Origin of the sequence: Rhodococcus globerulus NBRC 14531 (assembly GCF_001894805.1) — a bacterium.
Lineage (GTDB): Bacteria > Actinomycetota > Actinomycetes > Mycobacteriales > Mycobacteriaceae > Rhodococcus_F > Rhodococcus_F globerula.
The window spans coordinates 940,971-960,134 of the sequence record NZ_BCWX01000003.1 but is presented as its reverse complement, the minus strand read 5'-3'; the positions used below and the strand labels follow the sequence as shown (position 1 = coordinate 960,134).

Annotated in this window: 18 protein-coding genes; 7 read left to right on the top strand and 11 right to left on the bottom strand. The window is 61.5% G+C overall.

Features of this window, described 5'->3' with window-relative positions:
- Window positions 1-46 precede the first annotated feature (46 nt).
- Together RG2_RS19785 and RG2_RS19780 are read left to right on the top strand one after the other, a co-directional pair.
- Window positions 47-1,015, top strand: a complete 969-nt coding sequence (locus tag RG2_RS19785) for an SGNH/GDSL hydrolase family protein (protein ID WP_045069350.1) — start codon at window positions 47-49, stop codon at window positions 1,013-1,015.
- A 123-nt stretch (window positions 1,016-1,138) separates the two neighbouring features.
- Window positions 1,139-2,356 carry an acetyl-CoA C-acetyltransferase gene (locus tag RG2_RS19780; RefSeq protein WP_033234533.1) on the top strand — a complete coding sequence of 406 codons (1,218 nt, stop codon included), beginning with the start codon at window positions 1,139-1,141 and terminating at the stop codon, window positions 2,354-2,356.
- 51 nt (window positions 2,357-2,407) lie between these two features.
- On the opposite strand, the gene RG2_RS19775 is transcribed toward RG2_RS19780, so the two are convergent.
- Window positions 2,408-3,151: an enoyl-CoA hydratase/isomerase family protein gene (locus RG2_RS19775; protein ID WP_033234534.1), complete on the bottom strand. Its 744-nt coding sequence runs from the start codon at window positions 3,149-3,151 to the stop codon at window positions 2,408-2,410.
- 89 nt (window positions 3,152-3,240) lie between these two features.
- Window positions 3,241-4,083: an SDR family oxidoreductase gene (locus tag RG2_RS19770; RefSeq protein ID WP_033234535.1), complete on the bottom strand. Its 843-nt coding sequence runs from the start codon at window positions 4,081-4,083 to the stop codon at window positions 3,241-3,243.
- A gap of 115 nt (window positions 4,084-4,198) precedes the next feature.
- Here RG2_RS19770 and RG2_RS31880 point away from each other — a divergent pair, with 115 nt between their 5' ends.
- Window positions 4,199-4,426 carry a PLD nuclease N-terminal domain-containing protein gene (locus tag RG2_RS31880; RefSeq protein ID WP_204368998.1) on the top strand — a complete coding sequence of 76 codons (228 nt, stop codon included), beginning with the start codon at window positions 4,199-4,201 and terminating at the stop codon, window positions 4,424-4,426.
- A gap of 51 nt (window positions 4,427-4,477) precedes the next feature.
- On the opposite strand, the gene RG2_RS19760 is transcribed toward RG2_RS31880, so the two are convergent.
- The 7 genes from RG2_RS19760 to RG2_RS19730 all read right to left on the bottom strand — a co-directional run bounded on the left by RG2_RS19760 (window position 4,478) and on the right by RG2_RS19730 (window position 13,932).
- Entirely contained in the window at window positions 4,478-5,335 is an 858-nt protein-coding gene (locus tag RG2_RS19760) for a Bax inhibitor-1/YccA family protein (protein ID WP_172937472.1), read from the bottom strand.
- 175 nt (window positions 5,336-5,510) lie between these two features.
- A complete protein-coding gene (locus tag RG2_RS19755; protein ID WP_033234537.1) occupies window positions 5,511-6,644 on the bottom strand; it encodes a class I SAM-dependent methyltransferase in 1,134 nt (377 codons plus the stop codon).
- Between the two features lie 57 nt (window positions 6,645-6,701).
- Window positions 6,702-7,388, bottom strand: a complete 687-nt coding sequence (locus RG2_RS19750; protein WP_033234538.1) for a nitroreductase — start codon at window positions 7,386-7,388, stop codon at window positions 6,702-6,704.
- A 52-nt stretch (window positions 7,389-7,440) separates the two neighbouring features.
- A complete protein-coding gene (locus tag RG2_RS19745) occupies window positions 7,441-8,346 on the bottom strand; it encodes a TIGR03619 family F420-dependent LLM class oxidoreductase (RefSeq protein WP_033234539.1) in 906 nt (301 codons plus the stop codon).
- A 3-nt stretch (window positions 8,347-8,349) separates the two neighbouring features.
- Window positions 8,350-9,141, bottom strand: a complete 792-nt coding sequence (locus RG2_RS19740; protein WP_051730521.1) for an SDR family NAD(P)-dependent oxidoreductase — start codon at window positions 9,139-9,141, stop codon at window positions 8,350-8,352.
- A gap of 128 nt (window positions 9,142-9,269) precedes the next feature.
- Window positions 9,270-11,633, bottom strand: a complete 2,364-nt coding sequence (locus tag RG2_RS19735) for a putative bifunctional diguanylate cyclase/phosphodiesterase (RefSeq protein WP_080711733.1) — start codon at window positions 11,631-11,633, stop codon at window positions 9,270-9,272.
- Window positions 11,626-13,932 (bottom strand): putative bifunctional diguanylate cyclase/phosphodiesterase, encoded by a 2,307-nt coding sequence (locus RG2_RS19730; RefSeq protein WP_230590150.1) that lies wholly within the window; start codon window positions 13,930-13,932, stop codon window positions 11,626-11,628. Before RG2_RS19730 ends, RG2_RS19735 begins: the two co-directional genes overlap by 8 nt.
- A 393-nt stretch (window positions 13,933-14,325) precedes the next feature.
- Here RG2_RS19730 and RG2_RS19720 point away from each other — a divergent pair, with 393 nt between their 5' ends.
- Together RG2_RS19720 and RG2_RS19715 are read left to right on the top strand one after the other, a co-directional pair.
- Window positions 14,326-15,003: a TerD family protein gene (locus RG2_RS19720; RefSeq protein ID WP_033234542.1), complete on the top strand. Its 678-nt coding sequence runs from the start codon at window positions 14,326-14,328 to the stop codon at window positions 15,001-15,003.
- A gap of 306 nt (window positions 15,004-15,309) precedes the next feature.
- The gene (locus RG2_RS19715; protein ID WP_133637969.1) at window positions 15,310-15,492 is read left to right on the top strand and encodes a hypothetical protein; all 183 of its coding nucleotides are present in this window, start codon (window positions 15,310-15,312) and stop codon (window positions 15,490-15,492) included.
- Window positions 15,493-15,544: 52 nt separating this feature from the next.
- Here the strand turns inward: RG2_RS19715 and RG2_RS19710 are convergent, their stop codons facing one another.
- Window positions 15,545-16,252, bottom strand: a complete 708-nt coding sequence (locus RG2_RS19710; protein ID WP_051730506.1) for a metal-dependent transcriptional regulator — start codon at window positions 16,250-16,252, stop codon at window positions 15,545-15,547.
- Window positions 16,253-16,356: 104 nt separating this feature from the next.
- On the opposite strand from RG2_RS19710, the gene RG2_RS19705 reads away from it, so the two are divergent.
- Complete coding sequence (locus tag RG2_RS19705; RefSeq protein WP_033234544.1) at window positions 16,357-17,037, top strand: response regulator transcription factor; 681 nt, start codon at window positions 16,357-16,359, stop codon at window positions 17,035-17,037.
- A gap of 56 nt (window positions 17,038-17,093) precedes the next feature.
- On the opposite strand, the gene RG2_RS19700 is transcribed toward RG2_RS19705, so the two are convergent.
- Complete coding sequence (locus tag RG2_RS19700; protein ID WP_051730507.1) at window positions 17,094-18,500, bottom strand: sensor histidine kinase; 1,407 nt, start codon at window positions 18,498-18,500, stop codon at window positions 17,094-17,096.
- A gap of 137 nt (window positions 18,501-18,637) precedes the next feature.
- Here RG2_RS19700 and RG2_RS19695 point away from each other — a divergent pair, with 137 nt between their 5' ends.
- Complete coding sequence (locus tag RG2_RS19695; protein ID WP_033234545.1) at window positions 18,638-19,156, top strand: hypothetical protein; 519 nt, start codon at window positions 18,638-18,640, stop codon at window positions 19,154-19,156.
- The last annotated feature ends 8 nt before the right edge of the window (window positions 19,157-19,164 follow it).

Sequence of the window (19,164 nt, the reverse complement as noted above, 5' to 3'; positions counted from 1 at the left end):
ATCGCTGCGCGTAGACGTCGGGCGAAGGTGCGGCGATCCGGCTAGATTGACCACTGTGAGTCGGACCGGAGTGAAAGCGTCGGTGGCCACAGTGGTGGCCGGGTCGAGCGCCGGCACGGCGACGTGGTTGGCGTACCAGTACCTGATGTCGCAGGCCGGTGCCGCACGCGGCTTGATCGGACGCAATGTCTCCAAACCACCCGAAGCGGACGGTGTGTATTCGCCGGGCATCGACGCACCGGAGCGGTGGTGGCGCGGCGTTCCGTTCGACCTCCATCTGATGATTTTCGGCGATTCGTCAGCCGCTGGTGTTGGCGCCGTGACGGCGGACGAGGTACCGGGGGTGCGGATCGCAAAACTCCTCTCGGAGGAGACCGGGAAGCGAATCCGCCTGAGTACCAAGGCTATCGGCGGCGCCACGTCGCGCGGTTTGAGTGGCCAGGTCGACGCCATGTTCATTGCCGGGGCGGCGCCGGACGCGGCGGTGATCCTGATCGGCGCAAACGACGTGACTGCCAAGAACGCTATTCGAGCATCGGCCAGGCGTCTCGGTGACGCAGTACGGCGCTTGCGTGAGAGCGGCGCCGTCGTCGTGGTCGGCACGTGTCCCGATCTGGGGGTGGTCACCGCGATCCCACAACCGCTGCGAACCGTCGTACGCGAGTGGGGACATCGTTTGGCGGCAGCGCAGGCGTCGGCGACAAGAGCTGCGGGTGGGCATCCTGTTCCGCTGGCCGATCTGCTCGCAAAAGAATTCCTCGCTTCGCCTGACACGATGTTCTCGGCTGATCGGTTCCACCCGTCGGCGGCCGGCTACGAGCTCGCGGCCCGCCAGATCGTGCCGGTGCTCGCTGCGGCGTTAGGCGAATGGACTGGCGGACCACTCCCCGATCTCCCCCAGATCTCGGACGCCGCACAGGCACAGACGATGGCTGCCCGCGTATCCACTGCTCTGCACCGCGTTGGGTGGATCGGCCACCCGAAACCCGCAGTACAGGAGCTTGGCGACGACTGAGTGAGACTCCGTGCCCCTGTTTTCGGGTCGGCAACGTAAATTGGCAGTCGAAGCTGCATTCATCTTGCCCTGCTCGTCGCGCAGTCGTCTGCGCCGACCACGCAGTACACAAAAGGAGTTTTCATGCCCGAGGCAGTAATCGTCTCAGCAGTACGGTCGCCCATCGGCCGCGCAATGAAGGGTTCACTCAAGGACATCCGCCCCGATGACCTCGCCACCCAGATGGTTGCAGCCGCGCTGGCGAAGATCCCCGAGCTCGACCCCACCGAGATCGACGACCTCATCATGGGTTGCGGTCAGCCTGCCGGACAGTCGGGCTTCAACATCGCCCGCGTCGTCGCAGTTCAGCTGGGCTACGACTTCCTCCCCGGCGTGACGGTCAACCGTTACTGCTCCTCGTCGCTGCAGACCACCCGTATGGCACTGCACGCCATCCGCGCAGGCGAGGGTGACGTCTTCATCTCCGCCGGCGTCGAGTCCGTCTCCAGCTTTGTCACGGGCAACGCAGACGGCCTGCCGAACACCAAGAACCCGCTCTTCGACGCAGCGCAGGCGCGTAGCGCCAAGCTCGCCGAAGGTGGAGTCGCCTGGACCGATCCTCGCGAAGAGGGCCTGCTCCCCGACGTCTACCTGGGCATGGGCCAGACGGCAGAGAACGTTGCCTCCGCTACCGGCATCAGCCGCGAAGATCAGGACCGCTTCGCTGTTCGCAGCCAGAACCGCGCAGAGGAAGCCATCAACCGTGGCTTCTTCGAGCGTGAGATCACCCCGGTCACCCTCGCCGACGGCACCGTCGTCTCCAAGGATGACGGCCCGCGCGCCGGCACCACCTACGAAGGCATCAGCGGCCTCAAGCCCGTCTTCCGTCCCGACGGCACCGTCACCGCAGGCAACGCCTGCCCGCTCAACGACGGCGCTGCCGCTCTGGTGATCATGTCCGACACCAAGGCCAAGGCGCTGGGCCTGACGCCCCTCGCCCGCATCGTCTCCACCGGCGTCTCGGGTCTGTCCCCCGAGATCATGGGCCTCGGCCCGATCCAGGCCGTCAAGAACGCTCTGAAGTTCGCGGGCAAGTCGATTTCCGACATCGACCTGTTCGAGATCAACGAGGCATTTGCGGTCCAGGTCATCGGATCTGCTCGTGAGCTCGGCATCGACGAGGACAAGCTCAACATCTCCGGCGGTGCACTCGCACTCGGCCACCCCTTCGGTATGACCGGTGCACGTATCACCAACACCCTGATCAACAACCTGCGCGAGCAGGACAAGACCTTCGGCGTCGAGACCATGTGTGTCGGCGGCGGACAGGGCATGGCAATGGTGATCGAGCGCCTCAGCTGATCTACTGAGCACGTCGAAAACGGCCGCCCGGCTTCTGCCGGGCGGCCGTTTTCAGGTAGTCGTGAATTTCTGAGCAAAACTTCCCAACTCGCGGATCAGCTCGCGCGCGGCATCGTCTTCGCGTTGGACCGCCGCTCGGGCTTCCTCTGACCATCCTTGGCGCAGTAGCTTTTTCGCGGCCAGGACTGCGGGCCCGACATTGCCGGCGATCTGCGACGCAGCCTCCATCGCTCGGGGATGTAGCTGATCAGCCGGAACTGCCGCGACCGCAATGCCGATCTCGGCTGCTTCTACTCCACTGAGCCACCTAGCCGTCAACAGAAGTTCGGACGCGCGTTGCGCGCCGATCACCTTGGGCAGCATCCAACTACTTGCCGCTTCGGGCACTGTTCCGAGTGATGTGAACGGAGCACGCAACCGAGCGTCGTCGGCAACGTAGACGACGTCGCAGAAGAGCAGCATCGTCAGACCGATGCCGACAGCGGCGCCGTGCACGGCAGCGACGAGCGGCTTCGGGAACTCCACCAGCGCCACGATCAAAGGAGCAAATGCGTGTCCGAAATCAGCGGTGTCCGCCCCAGGTGCGGAGAGCGCGCGCAGGTCCACTCCGCTCGAAAATGCCTTGCCCGCACCCTCGATCACCACCACCGCGACTCTTGAATCTGCGGCCGCGTCGTCGAGCGCTTTGGTCAGAGCCCGGAAGCCTGCGGCATCAAAAGCGTTGAGTCGCTCCGGTTTGTTGAACGTCACTGTCCGTACAGATCCGTTGTCCGAGACGAGTACAGGTGTCGACATGGATATACGCACGCCCTTCAGGTAGAGGAACCAAGCAACTGCTAGGTATCCCAAGCACCGTAACCCGGTCGCACCGACAAAAGAAGTTGTCAGGAGTCGTAGGACAGAGATTCCGAAAGGCCACGGTTCGCATCGATCTGGCCCGAAATGACGACGAGATTCTGCTCGACTCCGCTTATTGCGTCAGTGCCGGCGACGAATCGCAGCGGCAATGTCTCCGAGTCGGAAAGAGTAACGAGAGCTCGGGCGAGCTTCTTGGGGTCGCCTCCCTGCTGTCCGTTCATGATCTTCCACGCCTCGATCGTCTGAGCAGTACGTTCCGCGTAGTCCTCGATCTCGAGCTCCGGCCAGATCGTGGACGAGCCTTCGACCAACAGTTCCGTCCGGAAGAACCCGGGCTCCACAGCCATCGTGCTGATGCCGTACGGCTCGAGATCGAAGCGCAGAGACTCCATCCACCCTTCCAGAGCGAACTTCGATGCGGCGTAGGCGGCACAGAACTCCTGACCGATCAGACCGGCAGTGGACGTGATGGTGATGACCTGACCTCTGCGCTGGCGCCGCATGACGGGGAGGACAGCACGAGTCACGTTGAGCGGGCCGAAAAAATTGGTTTCCATCTGCGCCCGGAACTGTTCAGGACTGATGTTCTCGAAGTAACCGGCGTAGAAGTTTCCGGCGTTGTTGACCAACACGTCGATTCGACCGAATCGTTCGACTGCAGTCGCAGCTGCCGCCTGCGCCGCTTCGGTTGAGGTGATATCGAGAGCAACGGCGAGTAGCTCCTCATGTGCACCGATAGCCTTCTCGACCCGGTCCGCGTTTCGTCCCGTCGCGACGACCGAATGTCCGGCGGCGAGCGCGGCTTGGGCGATGTCGACACCCATTCCTCGACCAGCGCCGGTAATGAACCACACCTTCTTTTCAGACATGACACACAGTCAAACTCGGTTTGTCCGAAGGAGGGAGACCCTGTCTATACGGTTAATGCCAGTGCCTCCCTGGACTCGTCTACGGGGGACGGGAGCGGGAATGGAGGAGCACGACGTGAATGAAGAGACTCACAATCCGACGGTGCCGATCGGTTTCGACATCGCTTGGTCTGTGTTCATGCTGTTGTGGATCGTTCTCACGGTGACTGCGGTGGTGTCCATCGTGAGGTCCGATGCCGATCCGGTCGCAAAAATCGGATGGTCTGCCCTCTCCGTCATCCTGCCGATCGTCGGGCCTGCGGCGTGGTTCTTCGCGAGCAGGCGTCGACAGAACGCACTATGACAAAAGAAATGGCCCCCGCATCGCGGAGGCCATTCTTGTTACTGCGAGTTGTCAGTCGCGACTGAAGTAGCTCAGCAGGCGCAGGATCTCGACGTACAGCCAGACCAAGGTGACGGTGAGGCCGAGGGCGACGCCCCACGCTGCCTTCTCCGGAGCCTGAGCGCGGATCAGCTGATCAGCGGCATCGAAGTCGAGCAGGAAGCTGAAGGCTGCGAGACCGATGCAGACCAGGCTGAAGATAATGGCGATTGGTCCACCGTCACGCAGGCCGAGTCCGCCGTCGATAAAGAAGCTGGCGACGAGGTTACCCAGAGCCAGAACCACGACGCCGATCAAGGCACCGATGATCATGCGGGTCAGTCGCGGCGTCACACGAATGGCGCCGGTCTTGTAGACCACAAGCATGCCGAAGAACACGCCGAACGTGCCGAGAACTGCCTGTGAGATCAGCACCGAGGCCGACACACCGCCAGCCGCTTCGATCGGGGCAGTGAACATGAATGACAGAGCCCCCAGGAAGAGGCCCTCGAACGCGGCATAAGCCAGCACGATGGCCGGGTTGTCCATCTTGCGACCGAAAGTCGCAACGAGAACCAGGACAAGTCCGACCAGACCGCCGACGATCACAAACGGCGATGCGAGACTCGGGTCGTTGTTCACGAGGAAGTACGAGACCAGCGCGGTCAACGCAAGCACACCGAGCGTCATGCCCGTCTTGGTGACAACATCGTCGATTGTCATAGCCCGCGAGGTGGGGCCGGTCTGGTACGGCTCGGCCGGAGCGTACTGCGGCTGGCCGAACTGCTGGGTGACCTGCGAGGCGCCCGCCGTCGCAGATCCGAACGAGGCGTATCCGTTGCCCTCTTGCTTGGGCAGATTGCGGAACACCGGGTTGCTGGTGGTGCGCACCGTGATCATCCCTTCATCGTGGTGACCTGCGACGGGTGCGTCGCGGGTTCGCCGAACGGATCCGAGTTTCCGACCGGTCCGTGTACTCACTAAAAGTAAAGCACTCGTAATTTACAACGTCGGAGCGTTCGCCGTAGTTCCCGGCAGGTTTCCGGTGGGTCAACAGTTCCCGATACTAGGACGCTTTGATCGATCGCATGACGATGAACTTCGCGTTCTTCGCCATCGCTTGACTCTCACCGACTGCTGCTTTCAACGGTTCCCGGTATCCCAGGTGGGCGTTGTGCACGGTCCATAGCTGCCCGCCCGGACGCAGTACCCGACCTGCTGCCTCGAACAGCTTGAGTGCACCACCGGTATGAACGGCGGCACCGACGTGGAACGGCGGGTTCAGGAGGACCAGGTCGACACTGGCGTCGGGCAGAGTGCTCATGGCGTCGTCCCGCAGGCCGCGAACTCGATCTCCGACGCCGTTGGCCGACGCCGTGGCGATCGCCGACGCCACCGCCGCCGACGACTGGTCCGTGGCAACGACCTGCGCGTCTGCGAACTTCAGCGCGATCGCTGTCGCCAGAATGCCACTGCCACAGCCCAGGTCGACGACGTCGCGGGGCGCGATGTCGATCTTGCCTAGATTCTCGAGCAACAACCGGGTTCCGATGTCGAGACTCGCACCGGCAAACACCGCTCCGTGTGCAACCACGTCGAGACCGAATTCGTCGAGCCACTCGGTCATCGGGAAGGTGACGGCGACGTCGGCCTTCGGCTCAGCAGCCCGCAGAACCCGGGACTTCTGCCGGCCTCGCGACGCGCTTACCGCCGAAAAGGACTCTGCGAGAACCTTGTTCATGGCCGGGGTGATGTGCTTGTCGCGCCCGCCTGCAAAGACGCGTACCTCCGGATCGGCGTGCAGCGCAATCAGCTGGCTGATCTCCCCCAGCTCGGCGAGGCTGCGCGGCAACTGCATGAGGATAACGCGAGCGCCGCGCAGCAGGGCTTCGCCCAGTCCGTGCGACGTATAGCGCTCGGTGAATCCGAGTTCGCGGGCATTGTTCGCCAACGCCAGTTCGCCGGTGAGCGGGTCCTGGTAGACACGCACCTCGGACCGGCCGTGCTCGAGAACCGCTCCGGCCGTCAACGCTCCGTAGTGATCGCCGACAACAACTACCGATCCCGACGGCGCCGCCGCAAGTGCGTCAGCTGCCTCGTCGAGGATCAGCCGATCAGCCGCATCGACAGCAAATAGATTGGGTGCCTCGATGTCGGGAAAGCGGCGGAGTCGATCGAACATTTCGGGGGTGTCGGACATGCGGACCAGTCTCTCAGGTCCGCCTGCCCAACACTCAATCCCGCTCCGAGCAGGTGATCAGTTCGACATCCACTGCACGACGTTGTCGACGTCCTCGCGAGCAGTGCGGAACCCGTTCACGGGGTGTTCCGTGTCCGCGTATCCGAAGGAGATCGCGCACACGACCTTGCGGGTGTCGTCGATGCCGAAGTGCTCGTGGATGAACTTGGAGCAACCGGCAAGTGCCGCCTGCGGGATCGTCGCGACGCCAAGGCTTTGAGCAGCGAGGAGAAAGCTGTTGACGTAAAGCCCACAGTCGACGGCCCCGTAGGTCCCCAAAGCCTCGTCCGTGGTGATGATGGCGACGTGCGGAGCGCCGAAGAGCTCGAAGTTCTTCATGGTCTGAGCTCCGGACCCGGCGCGGTCACCGTGTTCGATTCCGACGCTCGAGTACAGTGCCATCGCGCAATCGAACCGGCGCGACTTGTAGACACCTTGATACTCGCGCGGGAACTCGAAATCGGATTCCTGCGGATTGGCCATGACATAAGCGCCTAGACCGGCCCGGAACTTTTCGGTGCCCTCGCCTTCGGTGATTGCCACCTGCCACGGTTGGGTGTTGCACCACGACGGTGTCTTCTGCGCGAGCCGCAGGATCTCGTTGATGACATCACGAGGAACCTGACGATCCTCATAGGCCCGGCAACTGATTCGGGAGTCGAGGAGCGATTCGAGGCTCGACAGGGTGGCGGTGTTCTCGGTCATGTATGCGTCTCCTCGGTCTTGACCAGCGTGTCTTTCTAGCGTTCGTTAGACCCTAACCGGTTGCGGTTTTGAAGGCCGACGCCAGTTCCCCGAAGACAGCCACTGCCTCGTCCGGGTTCGGATCGAGAGCTCCGAGTGCCACCAGCACATCGGTCGCGCCGGCCTCGACAAGTTCTTCGGCCCCGAGCATCGTTGCACGTAGATCGATCGATCCGTCCGACGCCCTGGCAATCGTCAAACGTCCACGAATGTCCAGGGTCGACGCATCCCGTCCGAGATCAGCCATCGCCTTACGGATGAGCGCTCCACCCTCTCGCAGGTCGTCGTTGGTTGCGCCCATGATCGGAATCCACCCGTCACCCCAGGTTGCGACACGTCGCACGACGGCCTTCGACAACGAACCGGACACCCAGATCGGGATTCCAGTGGCCGGCCGAGGCGCGCAGTACACGTCGTCGAACTTCAGGCGGGGTGTGTCGATGCTTGCCGGTGCCGAAGTCCACAGTGCCCGGCAGATCGCCAATGCGTCGTCGAGAAGCGGGCCGCGCTTGCCGAAATCGATTCCCGCAGCATCGTATTCACGTTCCTGCCAACCGGTTCCGACTCCGAGATCCAAGCGGCCCCGCGAGAGAAGGTCGATGGTCGCCGCGGTCTTGGCCAGCACGGCTCCCCCGCGCAACGCCGCGATCACGATGCCAGTGCCCAGTCGAATCGTTGTGGTCTGTCCGGCAACAAAAGCCAGCACGCTCAAGGGTTCGAGCCAATTCGCGTCCGGCTCGGTGGGAAACGCCGACCATGTGTATGCGGAGTTGTCCGAACCCATCACGACGTGATCGGTGACCAGGACTCGATCGAACCCGGCTGACTCCGCGCTTTGACAGACCTGAACCAGTTTCCCGTAGGAATCCGCTGCCAACGTAGTGCCGAAGTTCGGAACGTTGAGACTCAAAGTTGTCATGGGTCAAGCCTTTCGGGGGCGGTTGGTCCAACCACCCTCTTCGGTGGGGAACCAACCGCCCGCGGCGTGGGAGCCACCGTCGACATGGATGACGGTGCCGGTGATGTACCGCGCCAGGTCTGATGCAAGAAACAGTGCCGGCCCGGCGATATCCACTGCTTGCCCCGGACCACCCAACGGTGCCCACTGCGGCCACTTGGCCCAGTCGTCGGCGGCCACGATCGACCGGTACGGCACCTGCACGGACTCGATGAGATCGGGCGCAATTGCGTTGACGCGCACGCCTGTTCTACCGATCTCGACGCCGAGGCTTCTGGTGAACTGCGTCAGCGCGGCCTTGTACGCCGAGTACACGGTGTGTCCCGGGATTGCCCGATGCGCTTCCACCGTGGTCAGATTCAGGATCGATCCGCCTGCGCCGCGTTCGATCATGCCGGGAAGCAGCGCATGTGTCAGGCGCAGAACCTGGTCGAAGTTGATATTGCCCATGTCCGACCAGAACGCCGGCGTCGTGGCTGAAAAGGTTTGCGGCGGTGCCAGAAAGTGGCCGACGTTGTTCACCAGAATGTCCGGTGCGAAGTCGATCAGCTCCTGCGGAATTTCGGCCTTGCGGACGTCGTAGGACAAACTTGCAACCGAACCACCTGCTGTGGAATCGAATTCGATGTCCGCGACAGGCTCGGTGTCGACGTCGACAACAAGCACCTGGGCGCCATGACTCGCATAGGCCCGTGCGATTGCGGCGCCGATGGCGTGCGCGCCACCCGTCACCACCGCCTTCTTGCCCACCAACATCGGCCCCGGGACAAACGCCGAATCGCTCACCACACATCACTCCGTCACTGTTCTCGCTCGGCAACTCGAGATGAGGCCGCTCCGCAATGCACCATCACACAAAGAGAAACCAAACGCGGCGCGCGTTCTCACTCAGCGGCAGAAGGCAATCTGTAATTCCGGCGAGACTCGATGAACGCGTCGACGTCCGCCGCCGGCATCGGGCGACCTTCCAGATAGCCCTGAACGACGCGGCAGCCACACTCGGTCACCACGGCTCTCTGACGATCGGTTTCGACGCCCTCGGCAACCGTTTCCAAGCCCATCGACTCGGCAATGTCGACAATGGCGCGAAATACCGCGGTTCTCGACTCCGTCGGATCCGCGTCCAGTTGACTCACGAAAGCTCGGTCGATCTTCAATCTGTCCACCGGCAGCAAGGACAGGCTCGCGACCGAGGAGTACCCGGTGCCGAAATCGTCCATGGCAATGGCAACACCTAACTCCGCGATCCGTAGCAGGACTTCTCGATCCGAGTCGTCGATGACCAGCGACTCCGTCACCTCGATCTCCAGTCGCTCCGCAGCCAAGCCTGTTTCGCGGAGAACGTCGCGAACGGAGTCGACGTACCCCACGGAACGCAACTGCACCTGAGAAACATTCACTGCAATACGCACGTGATCGGGCCACGTCGTCGCCAGTGCGGATGCGGTGCGCAAGACCTCTGCCCCGATAGGAACGATAAGCCCTGTTTCCTCCGCGACCGAGATGAAGTCAGCCGGTGAAACCACACCCGAGACGGGGTGGTTCCACCTCAGTAACGCCTCGAATCCCACGACCGCTCCAGTAGCTGCCGACACCTGCGGTTGGTAGGCAAGTTCGAACTCGCCGTTCTGCACCGCCATTCGAAGATCCAGGAGTGCCCTGGCCCTACCGGTAGCGCGCTCACGCAGAGTCGAGTCGAACCGTCGAATCTGATTCCGACCACTCACCTTCGCGTGATAAAGCGCGAGGTCCGCGACAACGACCAAATCGTCGAGGTTTGCCGCATCATTCGGAAGTGAACCGTATCCAAGACTTCCCCGAACCCGAATCGAGTTGCCGGCGAGGTCGAATGGAACATCGATCGCATCGACGATCGACTGGAACCGCTCCTTGACTTCCTGCTCGTCGTCGATCCCGCTGAAAGCCACGGCAAATTCGTCCCCACCGAGTCGAGCACAGATTTCCGTCAGGCGCAGCACGGCGTTCAGCCGCGCCGCCACATCGACCAGCACGTTATCGCCGACGCGGTGCCCCCAGCGGTCGTTGATCGACTTGAAATTGTCGAGGTCGAGCATGGCCAGCCAGACATCGTCTCCGTCGGCGATCATCTTCGACAACCGCGCCGTGAACGTGTACCGATTCTGAAGTCCGGTGAGCGAATCCACCTCGGCAAGTTCGCGAATGTACTCCCGCTGCTGATGAACGCGCGTGATGTCGGAGCCGACGCCGCGCCAACCGCCGTCGGAAAGGCTGTCACTCCTACGATGCCCGGACATCGACCACCGTCGAGGTCGACCGCCGATCCACACGTCCAATTCGATGTCACGGAATGCGTCACCGTTGTCGAGGCGCTCGACAAGTGTGTCGAGCGCAATGCGTCCGGTCGCTGTTCTGTCGGCCCCGACGCCCTTCAGAATCTCGCTCATAGCCCGTCCACTGATCTCGGCGGCCGGCAATCCCAGACTCTCCGCAAAACGATGGGACACAGCCACCGCGATACCCTTGTCGTCGGTTTCCCACAGCCAGTCCTGCGCACCGTCTTCGAGATCGTTGAGTAGCAGTTCGACAAGATCGCGCTGATCCTCCGCGTTGAGTTCTGCGCGGAGGCGACGCTCGAAAACGTTTGCCAACACCAATGTTCCGCATTGGAGCGACACGAGATAGAGACCGAGCAATCCTAGTAGTACCCAACGCTCCGAACCTGGTTCAGTCCAGAATCCCCACGCCAGACCACCGCCGACAATCACGATCCACACAGTCGTCAAACCCCGGAACATCACTACCGGAATGATCCCAACTACCACGCCTCCCAACAAAATTGCCGTCAGCGTCAGCTCTTGGGCCGCTCCGAGAATTGGAAAGAGAACAAAAGCGGCCCAAGCCAGCAACGCCGCCCATGTGACTACCTGAATCGCCACGACGACAAGATCCGTGATCTCCCGCTCGGCCTCGCGTTTTTTGAGTCTCGTGAACCAGAACACGGCGAGCGAGATATTGGATCCAAGTACCAAAGCCATCCAAGTCCACCGGAACCAACCGGTTTCGACAGGCATAAAAGCGACGACCAAGCTCAGTGAGAATGCCGCGACGAGGAATGCCATGGGCGCGACGCGCGCAGAGTAGTGCAATCGGCGGATGAGAAGTCTTCGATCTTCGTAGTACGACGCGGGGTCGCCCGTCCACGACGGATCGATGAGATGAAACACCGTGTGGAATGCCTGCTGCCTCATCCCTCTGCTCTCACTCATGGTGCACCGACAAGATCCGCATCAGATTCTCGAGCGTCATCGCCTCACCCGCGACACGACCCTGCACCGTCCGCACTTTCATGTCGGCCGCACCCGCGAGTTGCTCCTCGCTGTCGACCCCCAGCATCACCGCCTCCAAACCCAACGACTCGACCAAGGTCACAACGGCGGCAAGAATCGGCCACTGCCCCGGAACGGTTCCCGAGAACGACCGATCGACGCGGACGCGAGTAAAAGGGAGATCCGACAGCGATGCAAGGGACGAGAATCCGGTTCCGAACTCGTCGACGGTCAACGAAACACCAAGCCCAGCCACCCCACGCATCCCAGCCTTCGCTCGATCCGAGATCGCCGATGATTCGGTGAGCTGCAACTCGATTCGACGAGCAAGAACACCCCATCTGTCGAGTGCGTCCGCAACATGGTCGACAAGCCCATCCGATTCGAGTTCGCGCCCAGAGACGCTGATTGCCAACCGGATATCACCCGGCATTTTCGACGCAGCGCTGCATGCCTTCTCGAACAGCATCGAGCCGACGGTCGACGACAGTCCGGCGTCGTCGACAACAACCATGAATTCGGTTGCCGGCACCATTCCCAGCCTCGCGTTGTTCCACGTCGCTTTGACCTCGACCGCGACTATCGAGCGCGAAGCCACGTCGAGCTGCGGCAGAAAGCGGAGCTCGATGTCGTCGGGCGATACGCCATTTCCGATGTCTTCCAACAGATGTGCGCGTCTGGTCGCGGTCAGTTGCATCGAATGCTGATACTGGAGGATTGTTCCTCGCCCCGATTCTTTGGCTGCGTAGAGCGCAAGGTCCGCCGCCACCAGTAGCGCATCAGCGGTTTGTCCCCGATCAGCCGGAACGTGGAACCCTATGCTGCATCCGATATCCAACCGGTTACCGGACACCAAAACCGGTTCTCGGAGAATATCGACGTAACTCAGCAGATCCGTGTGCACGCTATCGTGATCGTCAACCGTTCGGAACAAGATTGCGAACTCGTCACCGCCGAGACGCGCACACAGGTGTGCTGCTCCGCCTACCTCCACCAGGCGTGCTCCCACCTCTTTCAACACTTCGTCGCCTATCGAATGTCCCAGCGTGTCGTTCACCGATTTGAAGTTGTCGAGGTCGAGCATCGCAAGCGCGATCCGAGGTTTCCCTTGCTCCGAGTTACGCACGCTGCGTTCGAGTTCCAACCAGAAATTGTGTCGGTTGGGCATCCCGGTCAGCGCGTCGATCAGACCCATGCGAACGATTTCGTCGCTCTGAATCTTCACATCGGTGACGTCCGAGCCGACGCCTCGCCAGACAAAATCGTCAGGTGCCAGTCCGGGGGTAGGCCGACCGGACAGTTTCCACCACCGTATGGCGTCGCGTACCCGCACCGGAAGCATGACGTCGACAAACGCGTCCTTTGCGCTGCGAGCCTTCTCCAGTTCCAACAACGCGTCACGTCCACCAGGTAGCTCATATGACCCCAGCTCGGCAAAGAGTTGCTGCCATGACACACCTCGCACCGCAGCCGGATCGATCCCGGCGTCGAACGCGAGCCTGCTGGGAATCCGCAAGAACCGACCTTTGCTATCGGTCTCCCACACAAAATCCGCGGCATTGCCTTCGAAATCGTCGAGCAGCATTTGCGCAACAGTCCGCTCTGCCGCGGCGCTGAGTTCCGCTTTGTAGCGCCCTTCGATATGCCCCGATACCACGATCGTGCCGGCGATCAGCGCGGTTCCGTATACCAGGAGACTGATCAGAAGCCGTCCGAACTCCGGGCCTGGTTGCTGCCAGAACGCGATGCCGAGAATCACCGTACTCGACAGAATCCAGATGACACCTAGAGAACGCAGCACCGCCGTAGTCAGCGCACCCGCACCGATAATCGCCGCCATCGTGCCCGTCATCACCAGGTCGCCGGCGTCGTCGAGGATCGGGTACAACACAATCGCCAGCGCGGAGTAGAGGACGCCCGCGGCGGCAAACTCGAATGCCAGGAAAATATAGGCAAGGTGCTCGGACTGCACGATCGCCCCTCGTCTGACGGCAACCCCTACATACGCGCCGACAATGCCGACTACTCCTGCAGCAATCGGCCAGGCCCTGAGCAAAAGGCCGCCGTCCTCGGGAATGACGTACATCGACAATCCGAGTACAACCAGAAGGTGTACCGCTGCTGCCCAGGGCAACATCGTGAAGCTGACGGTGATCTGCCGGTTCCTGAGGTCACGCCGCTGCGCCGCTGTCAGTGCGCGCTGCTCGGCGAGCAGTGCCGAACGTGGTTCGAAACCCATCGAGCCCCCTCGCCCGTCGGACTCTGTGCGGACCGACCTACATGCAGCCTTGCACCAATCGGGCAATTATGCCGTAACAAGAATTAACCCATCGATACGGACGTCCAAGTGGCACTACGGTAGGAAACCACACGATTGCCCCAAAGTCAGCAAACCACGAGCGCCGCCATGGCAACATCATGTGAATCGGCCGGACACCGGCCGTGACACCGGCCGTGACACCGGCAGGGTTCCGCACCGGCCGAGGAGGCTCGGTTGATGTCCACACCGTCACCAAAATCGGACATCAGGAACAATGGGATCTGATCGACCATCACAACGGACAAAATTCGCAACTGATCGCGCACCAGGTTCCACGATCGAACTCTTCGGGTTCAGAGAAGGACAACTACGATGGCAATCGACTACACCCGGCGCCCCTCGGAATCCACACCCTCCACAGGCTCGGTCAATCTGAGCAAGATCACACTGACCAAAGCCGCACCGACGGTCAATCTCGCCAAGGCCGGCGAACGCCAGGGAAACATGCGTGTGAATCTCAACTGGTCACAAGGTGCCGCGCCGAAGAAAACGGGTTTCCTGGCCAAACTCGCCGGCGCAGGATCTGGTGCCGTCGATCTCGACCTCGGCTGTCTCTACGAACTCGCAGACGGTTCCAAAGGGGTTGTCCAGGCACTGGGCAACAGCTTCGGAGCATTGAATACCGCGCCGTTCATCATGTTGGACGGCGACGATCGCAGCGGTTCGAACACCGGCGGCGAGAACATGCACGTCAATCTCGCCGACCCGAGCGTCTTCCGACGGATTCTGATCTTCGCGATGATCTACGACGGCGCACCCAACTGGGCTGCCGTCGACGGCGTTGTCACCCTGGAGCCGACCACTGGACCCCAAGTGGAAGTTCGACTGGACTCTGCGAGCAATCAGGCTCGCATCTGCGCAATCGCCTTCATCCAGAGTTCTGGACAGGGCGTGAGTGTTACCCGGGAAGTGCAGTACATCAACGGCAGTCAGTCCGACCTCGACCGCGCCTACAGTTGGGGCATGCAGTGGTCTGCGGGCCGTAAATAGGCAGCGACGAGACCAATCAGGGTCTGCCACTATTGCGCAATTTGTCCATATTTGACTGTGGAATTGGCTAGGCTCGATTTCTGTGGGGTCAGACATGAGGGGTCAACTCGACACCGATAGTGGGTCGGCCGTGCTATGTGCTTAGCCTGGTCGGCGGTGGTGCCCCGATTCCCTCGAGATCGGGGCATCACCTAGCTCCGTCGCCACGTAATGCGCCGCAATTTCGCCATTTCACACGCGGTTTCGCGGCTCACCGGCACGGGTACCAGAGAGGAAGTTCTCCTCGAGCTTCTCAAGACTGAACTGGTGATCCGAATGTGGGTGAAGCGAACCGACACAGTGCTGATCGTCATCGTTGCCGTCATCCTCGGGATCATGGTGTGGATCTCGAGTTCTCACCTCGCCGCGTCGATCGGGGTCACCGTCGCCGCTGCCGCAACCTTCTGGATCGCCTGCGGATTCATCCACGGATTCCATTCCCCGAAATGACCTTCATCCCTGCCGTAAACGAATAGTCAAGTACCGCAATAATTCTGACCTGTCAGCTGAATGCCGATATATTCGAAGAAGTGGACGTGCAGTCGACATCAATGATGTGGGCCAGCTTCTTCGGGATTTCGATCTCATCAAGACCTCTGACAGCGTAGGACTTTCCACTCGGCCTGATCGTCACGCGGGCACCGGGAATGACGCCGGCGTTGACCAGGAACCTGATGAGTTCGGGATCGGACTGCGCATGTTCGGAAATGGACCTGACGACGCCGGCCACAGGCAGTGTCGATTCCGGAATGTCGGCCAGTTTTGTTGCTGCACCCGTTGATTCAACTGTAATTCCGAAGTGCTCCAGCCCCGGGATGGGATTTCCCCACGGCGAAGTGGTCGGACCACCGAGGAGGTCGACAATGCGCCGCTCAGCCTCCTCACTCATGACGTGTTGCAGGCGGCTGGCTTCCCCATGCACAAGTGTCGTTGGCATGTTGATGACGTCGGTGAGCAGTCGCTCGGCAAGTCGATGTTTGCGAGTCACCTCGATCGCACGGATGCTTCCCGGATCGGTAAGTTCAATGAGGTTATCGTCGGCAATCGAGACCAGACCGGCTCGTTTCATTCGTGTCACAGTGTGAAATACCGTCGCAGCGGCTTGGTGCATTCGTTCGATCAAGCGAGATTGCCGCACCGGGACACGATCCTCGTTGAGGTCGTAGATGGTGCGCAGATACATCTCAGTGGTGTTGACGATTTCCTTCACGCGGCCAGATGCCTTTCCAAACAGAAGTCGTGCTTGCTCGAACGCAGTGATGGTTCCGATACCGGACTTTGGTGGTGCCGGACCGGAGCAGGGATAGTAGAGCCGTGCGAATTCTTGTGGTGGACGACGACCGTAATGTCGCGGAAACTGTGCGCCGGATGCTGGTGACCGAAGGCTGGGTCGTGGACGTGGAACATGACGGCCGCGCTGGGCTGGAGAAGGCGACTACAGAGCATTTCGACGTCGTGATACTCGACATCATGATGCCTGCACTCAACGGGTACGAGGTGGTGCGCCAGCTGCGCCGCGACGGTGTGTGGACACCAGTATTGATGCTGACCGCCAAGGACGGAGAGTACGACCAGGCCGATGCCTTCGATTTCGGCGCTGACGACTATCTGACAAAGCCTTTCTCGTTTGTCGTGTTGATCGCGCGCTTGCGAGCTCTGGTGCGCCGCGGCGCACCGGAGCGGCCGGTGGTGCTGACTGCGGGTTCGCTGAGCGTCGATCCCACGTCTCACGTTGCCAAACGAGGAGATATCGAGTTGACCTTGGCACCAAGGGAATTCGGAATGCTCGAGTTCTTGATGCGCCACAAGGGCGAAGTAGTGACCAAAACCGAAATCCTCCAGTCCGTGTGGGATATCAACTACCGAGGCGACGAGAACGTCGTGGAGGTGTACGTCAGCTACCTCCGGCGACGGATCGACACCCCGTTCGGGTGCAAGTCGATCGAAACGATTCGTGGAGTCGGCTACCGGTTGGCAGCCGACGGCGGAGGCTAGTCGCTCCACGGTACCGATCGTGGAGGCTATTCGCTCCACGGCACCGATCGTGGAGGCTATTCGCTCCACGGTGGCACCGGGAGCGTGAATCCGACTGTGGCGCCGCCGTCGGGAGCATCTGCAACAGTGACGTTTCCGTGGTGGGCCCGCACGATTTCGTCGACAATCGCCAAACCGAGACCTGAACCCCCACTGCTACGTTCGCGAACAGTGTCGAGACGGACAAAGCGTTGCAGTACTCGCGATTTATCGGCATCGGCAATCCCGGGCCCATTGTCGGACACGGTCACACTCACATGACGCCGATCGGCGTCGACGGTTATCGCGAAGTCCAGACGGTCATGAGTGTGATGGGATGCATTGTCCGCGATGTTACGCAAGGCACGAGCCAGTTTCTCGCCGTCACCTTGCACCCGCACCGCGCTGATCTTCGCGGTAATCGTATGCCGACCAAGCGCTTCGAGCCGTGCAACCTCGGCGCTGACCACCTCGTCGATGTCAACGTCGGCCAGCCGCAGCGGCACACCGCGTTCGTCGGCGCGTGCGAGGAACAACAGGTCGGAAACCATCCCTTGCAGCCGAAGTGCCTCAGGCATCATGACTGTCGCGACGGTCTCCGGGTCGATGGGCTGCTTCGTTGTCCGGGACAAATCAAGCAGACCCACCAATGTGGTCAACGGACTGTTGAGCTCGTGCGACGCGTCGTTCACGAAGCGCATCTGCTCGGCCCGGGCAGTGCCGATGCGTTCGAGCATTGCATTCATTGTGGTTGCCAGAGTGGCGATCTCGTCGCCGGTATCCGGTACAGGCACCCGCTGATCGAGGTCTCCACCGGTAATGTCGTCAACCTGTCGACGAATGTCGTCAACCGGTTTCAGGGTCCGGGCGACAAAGTAATGGGTCAAGACAGCTGTCCCGATCACGATGATCGGGATCATCACGGCGGCCAGCACAGCAACAAAGCGAAAGAGCGAGTCGAGGCGACTCTCGGCCGCCCCGACTTCCACCGTGACCACTTCACCACCCGGGGCGAGTGCACCGACAAGTGCCCCGCGATACGCGGGACCGTCCGGGGTTGTCTGCAAACCGCTTTCGCGTCGTTCCTCGCCAGGCCGCAGCCCCGAGCCGAGCGGACCAGCCGGATAACGCTCCCCGCTGAACACCACGTGCCCCGCGTCGTCCACCACCTGAATGATGTCGACGTACCGACTATCGGTCAGCAACGACTCGTCGAGGCCGGCAAGCCCCTTCGATTCGACGACCGCCGCGATCTGCCTCGCGCGGGCTGTCGTTGCCACGTCGGCTGACTGGCGCGACGACTGGTACAGGGCGTAGAGCACTGCGCCTGCCGCAACAGTCAACGTGAGAGCTACCAACAACGTCGCCAGCACCGTCAGACGGGTACGCACAGGCCTGAGCCGCCGACGAATTCGGCCGGTCCACGCAGTGAGTGATGAGTGCACGAGTAAGACAGTAGACGCGCCATGCGCTCGATCCGTAGCGCAACTCAGCGTCCCCTAAGTATTGCTGGTCCAGGATGCATTCTGTGCGACTTGCCGTAGATGCTGTCGTCACCACACGAACCGAAGGGACACCATTCATGGCTACTCGTACCGGGCACCGCCTGGCCGTCGCCGGCACCATTGCCGGCCTGTCGGCACTCGCCCTCGTCGTCAACCCGGCAATCGGCTCCGCAGCGATTACCGGCGGCGCATCCGTGCATGCCAACGCCGGCGCAGGCACCATCACGACCTCGATCACCGGCCTCAACACCACCAAGGCTTTCGTCAAATGTGAGGGCACCGTTTACCGCGCCGACGCCACCATCCTCGACTCGACCACCAAGGTCGGCTCGAGCTACCTCGTCGTGGGCGACACCATGGTCGCCGGTCAGGTACTGACCAACGCCTCCGGCATCGGCACCTCTGCAGTCTTCCCCGACGGCGAGTACCAGGTCCGCACCAAGTGCAAGGAAGACGGCGACACCGACTACCAGGATCCGATCGCATCGGTCCGCGTCACGGTCACCAGCACCACTCCGCCGGCCACCGGTTCGCTTGACCCGGCGGCCCTGCTGCAGGGCCTGCTCAACGGCGTCTTGAGCCAGTTCGGCAGCTAGAGCATCTG

Bases quoted from the DNA above. Each gene is read 5' to 3' on its own strand.
- RG2_RS19780 (WP_033234533.1), top strand. From the start codon at position 1,139: ATGCCCGAGGCAGTAATCGTCTCAGCAGTACGGTCGCCCATCGGCCGC.
- RG2_RS19775 (WP_033234534.1), bottom strand. From the start codon at position 3,151: ATGTCGACACCTGTACTCGTCTCGGACAACGGATCTGTACGGACAGTG.
- RG2_RS19770 (WP_033234535.1), bottom strand. From the start codon at position 4,083: ATGTCTGAAAAGAAGGTGTGGTTCATTACCGGCGCTGGTCGAGGAATG.
- RG2_RS19755 (WP_033234537.1), bottom strand. From the start codon at position 6,644: ATGTCCGACACCCCCGAAATGTTCGATCGACTCCGCCGCTTTCCCGAC.
- RG2_RS19750 (WP_033234538.1), bottom strand. From the start codon at position 7,388: ATGACCGAGAACACCGCCACCCTGTCGAGCCTCGAATCGCTCCTCGAC.
- RG2_RS19745 (WP_033234539.1), bottom strand. From the start codon at position 8,346: ATGACAACTTTGAGTCTCAACGTTCCGAACTTCGGCACTACGTTGGCA.
- RG2_RS19740 (WP_051730521.1), bottom strand. From the start codon at position 9,141: ATGTTGGTGGGCAAGAAGGCGGTGGTGACGGGTGGCGCGCACGCCATC.
- RG2_RS19735 (WP_080711733.1), bottom strand. From the start codon at position 11,633: ATGAGTGAGAGCAGAGGGATGAGGCAGCAGGCATTCCACACGGTGTTT.
- RG2_RS19730 (WP_230590150.1), bottom strand. From the start codon at position 13,932: ATGGGTTTCGAACCACGTTCGGCACTGCTCGCCGAGCAGCGCGCACTG.
- RG2_RS19720 (WP_033234542.1), top strand. From the start codon at position 14,326: ATGGCAATCGACTACACCCGGCGCCCCTCGGAATCCACACCCTCCACA.
- RG2_RS19695 (WP_033234545.1), top strand. From the start codon at position 18,638: ATGGCTACTCGTACCGGGCACCGCCTGGCCGTCGCCGGCACCATTGCC.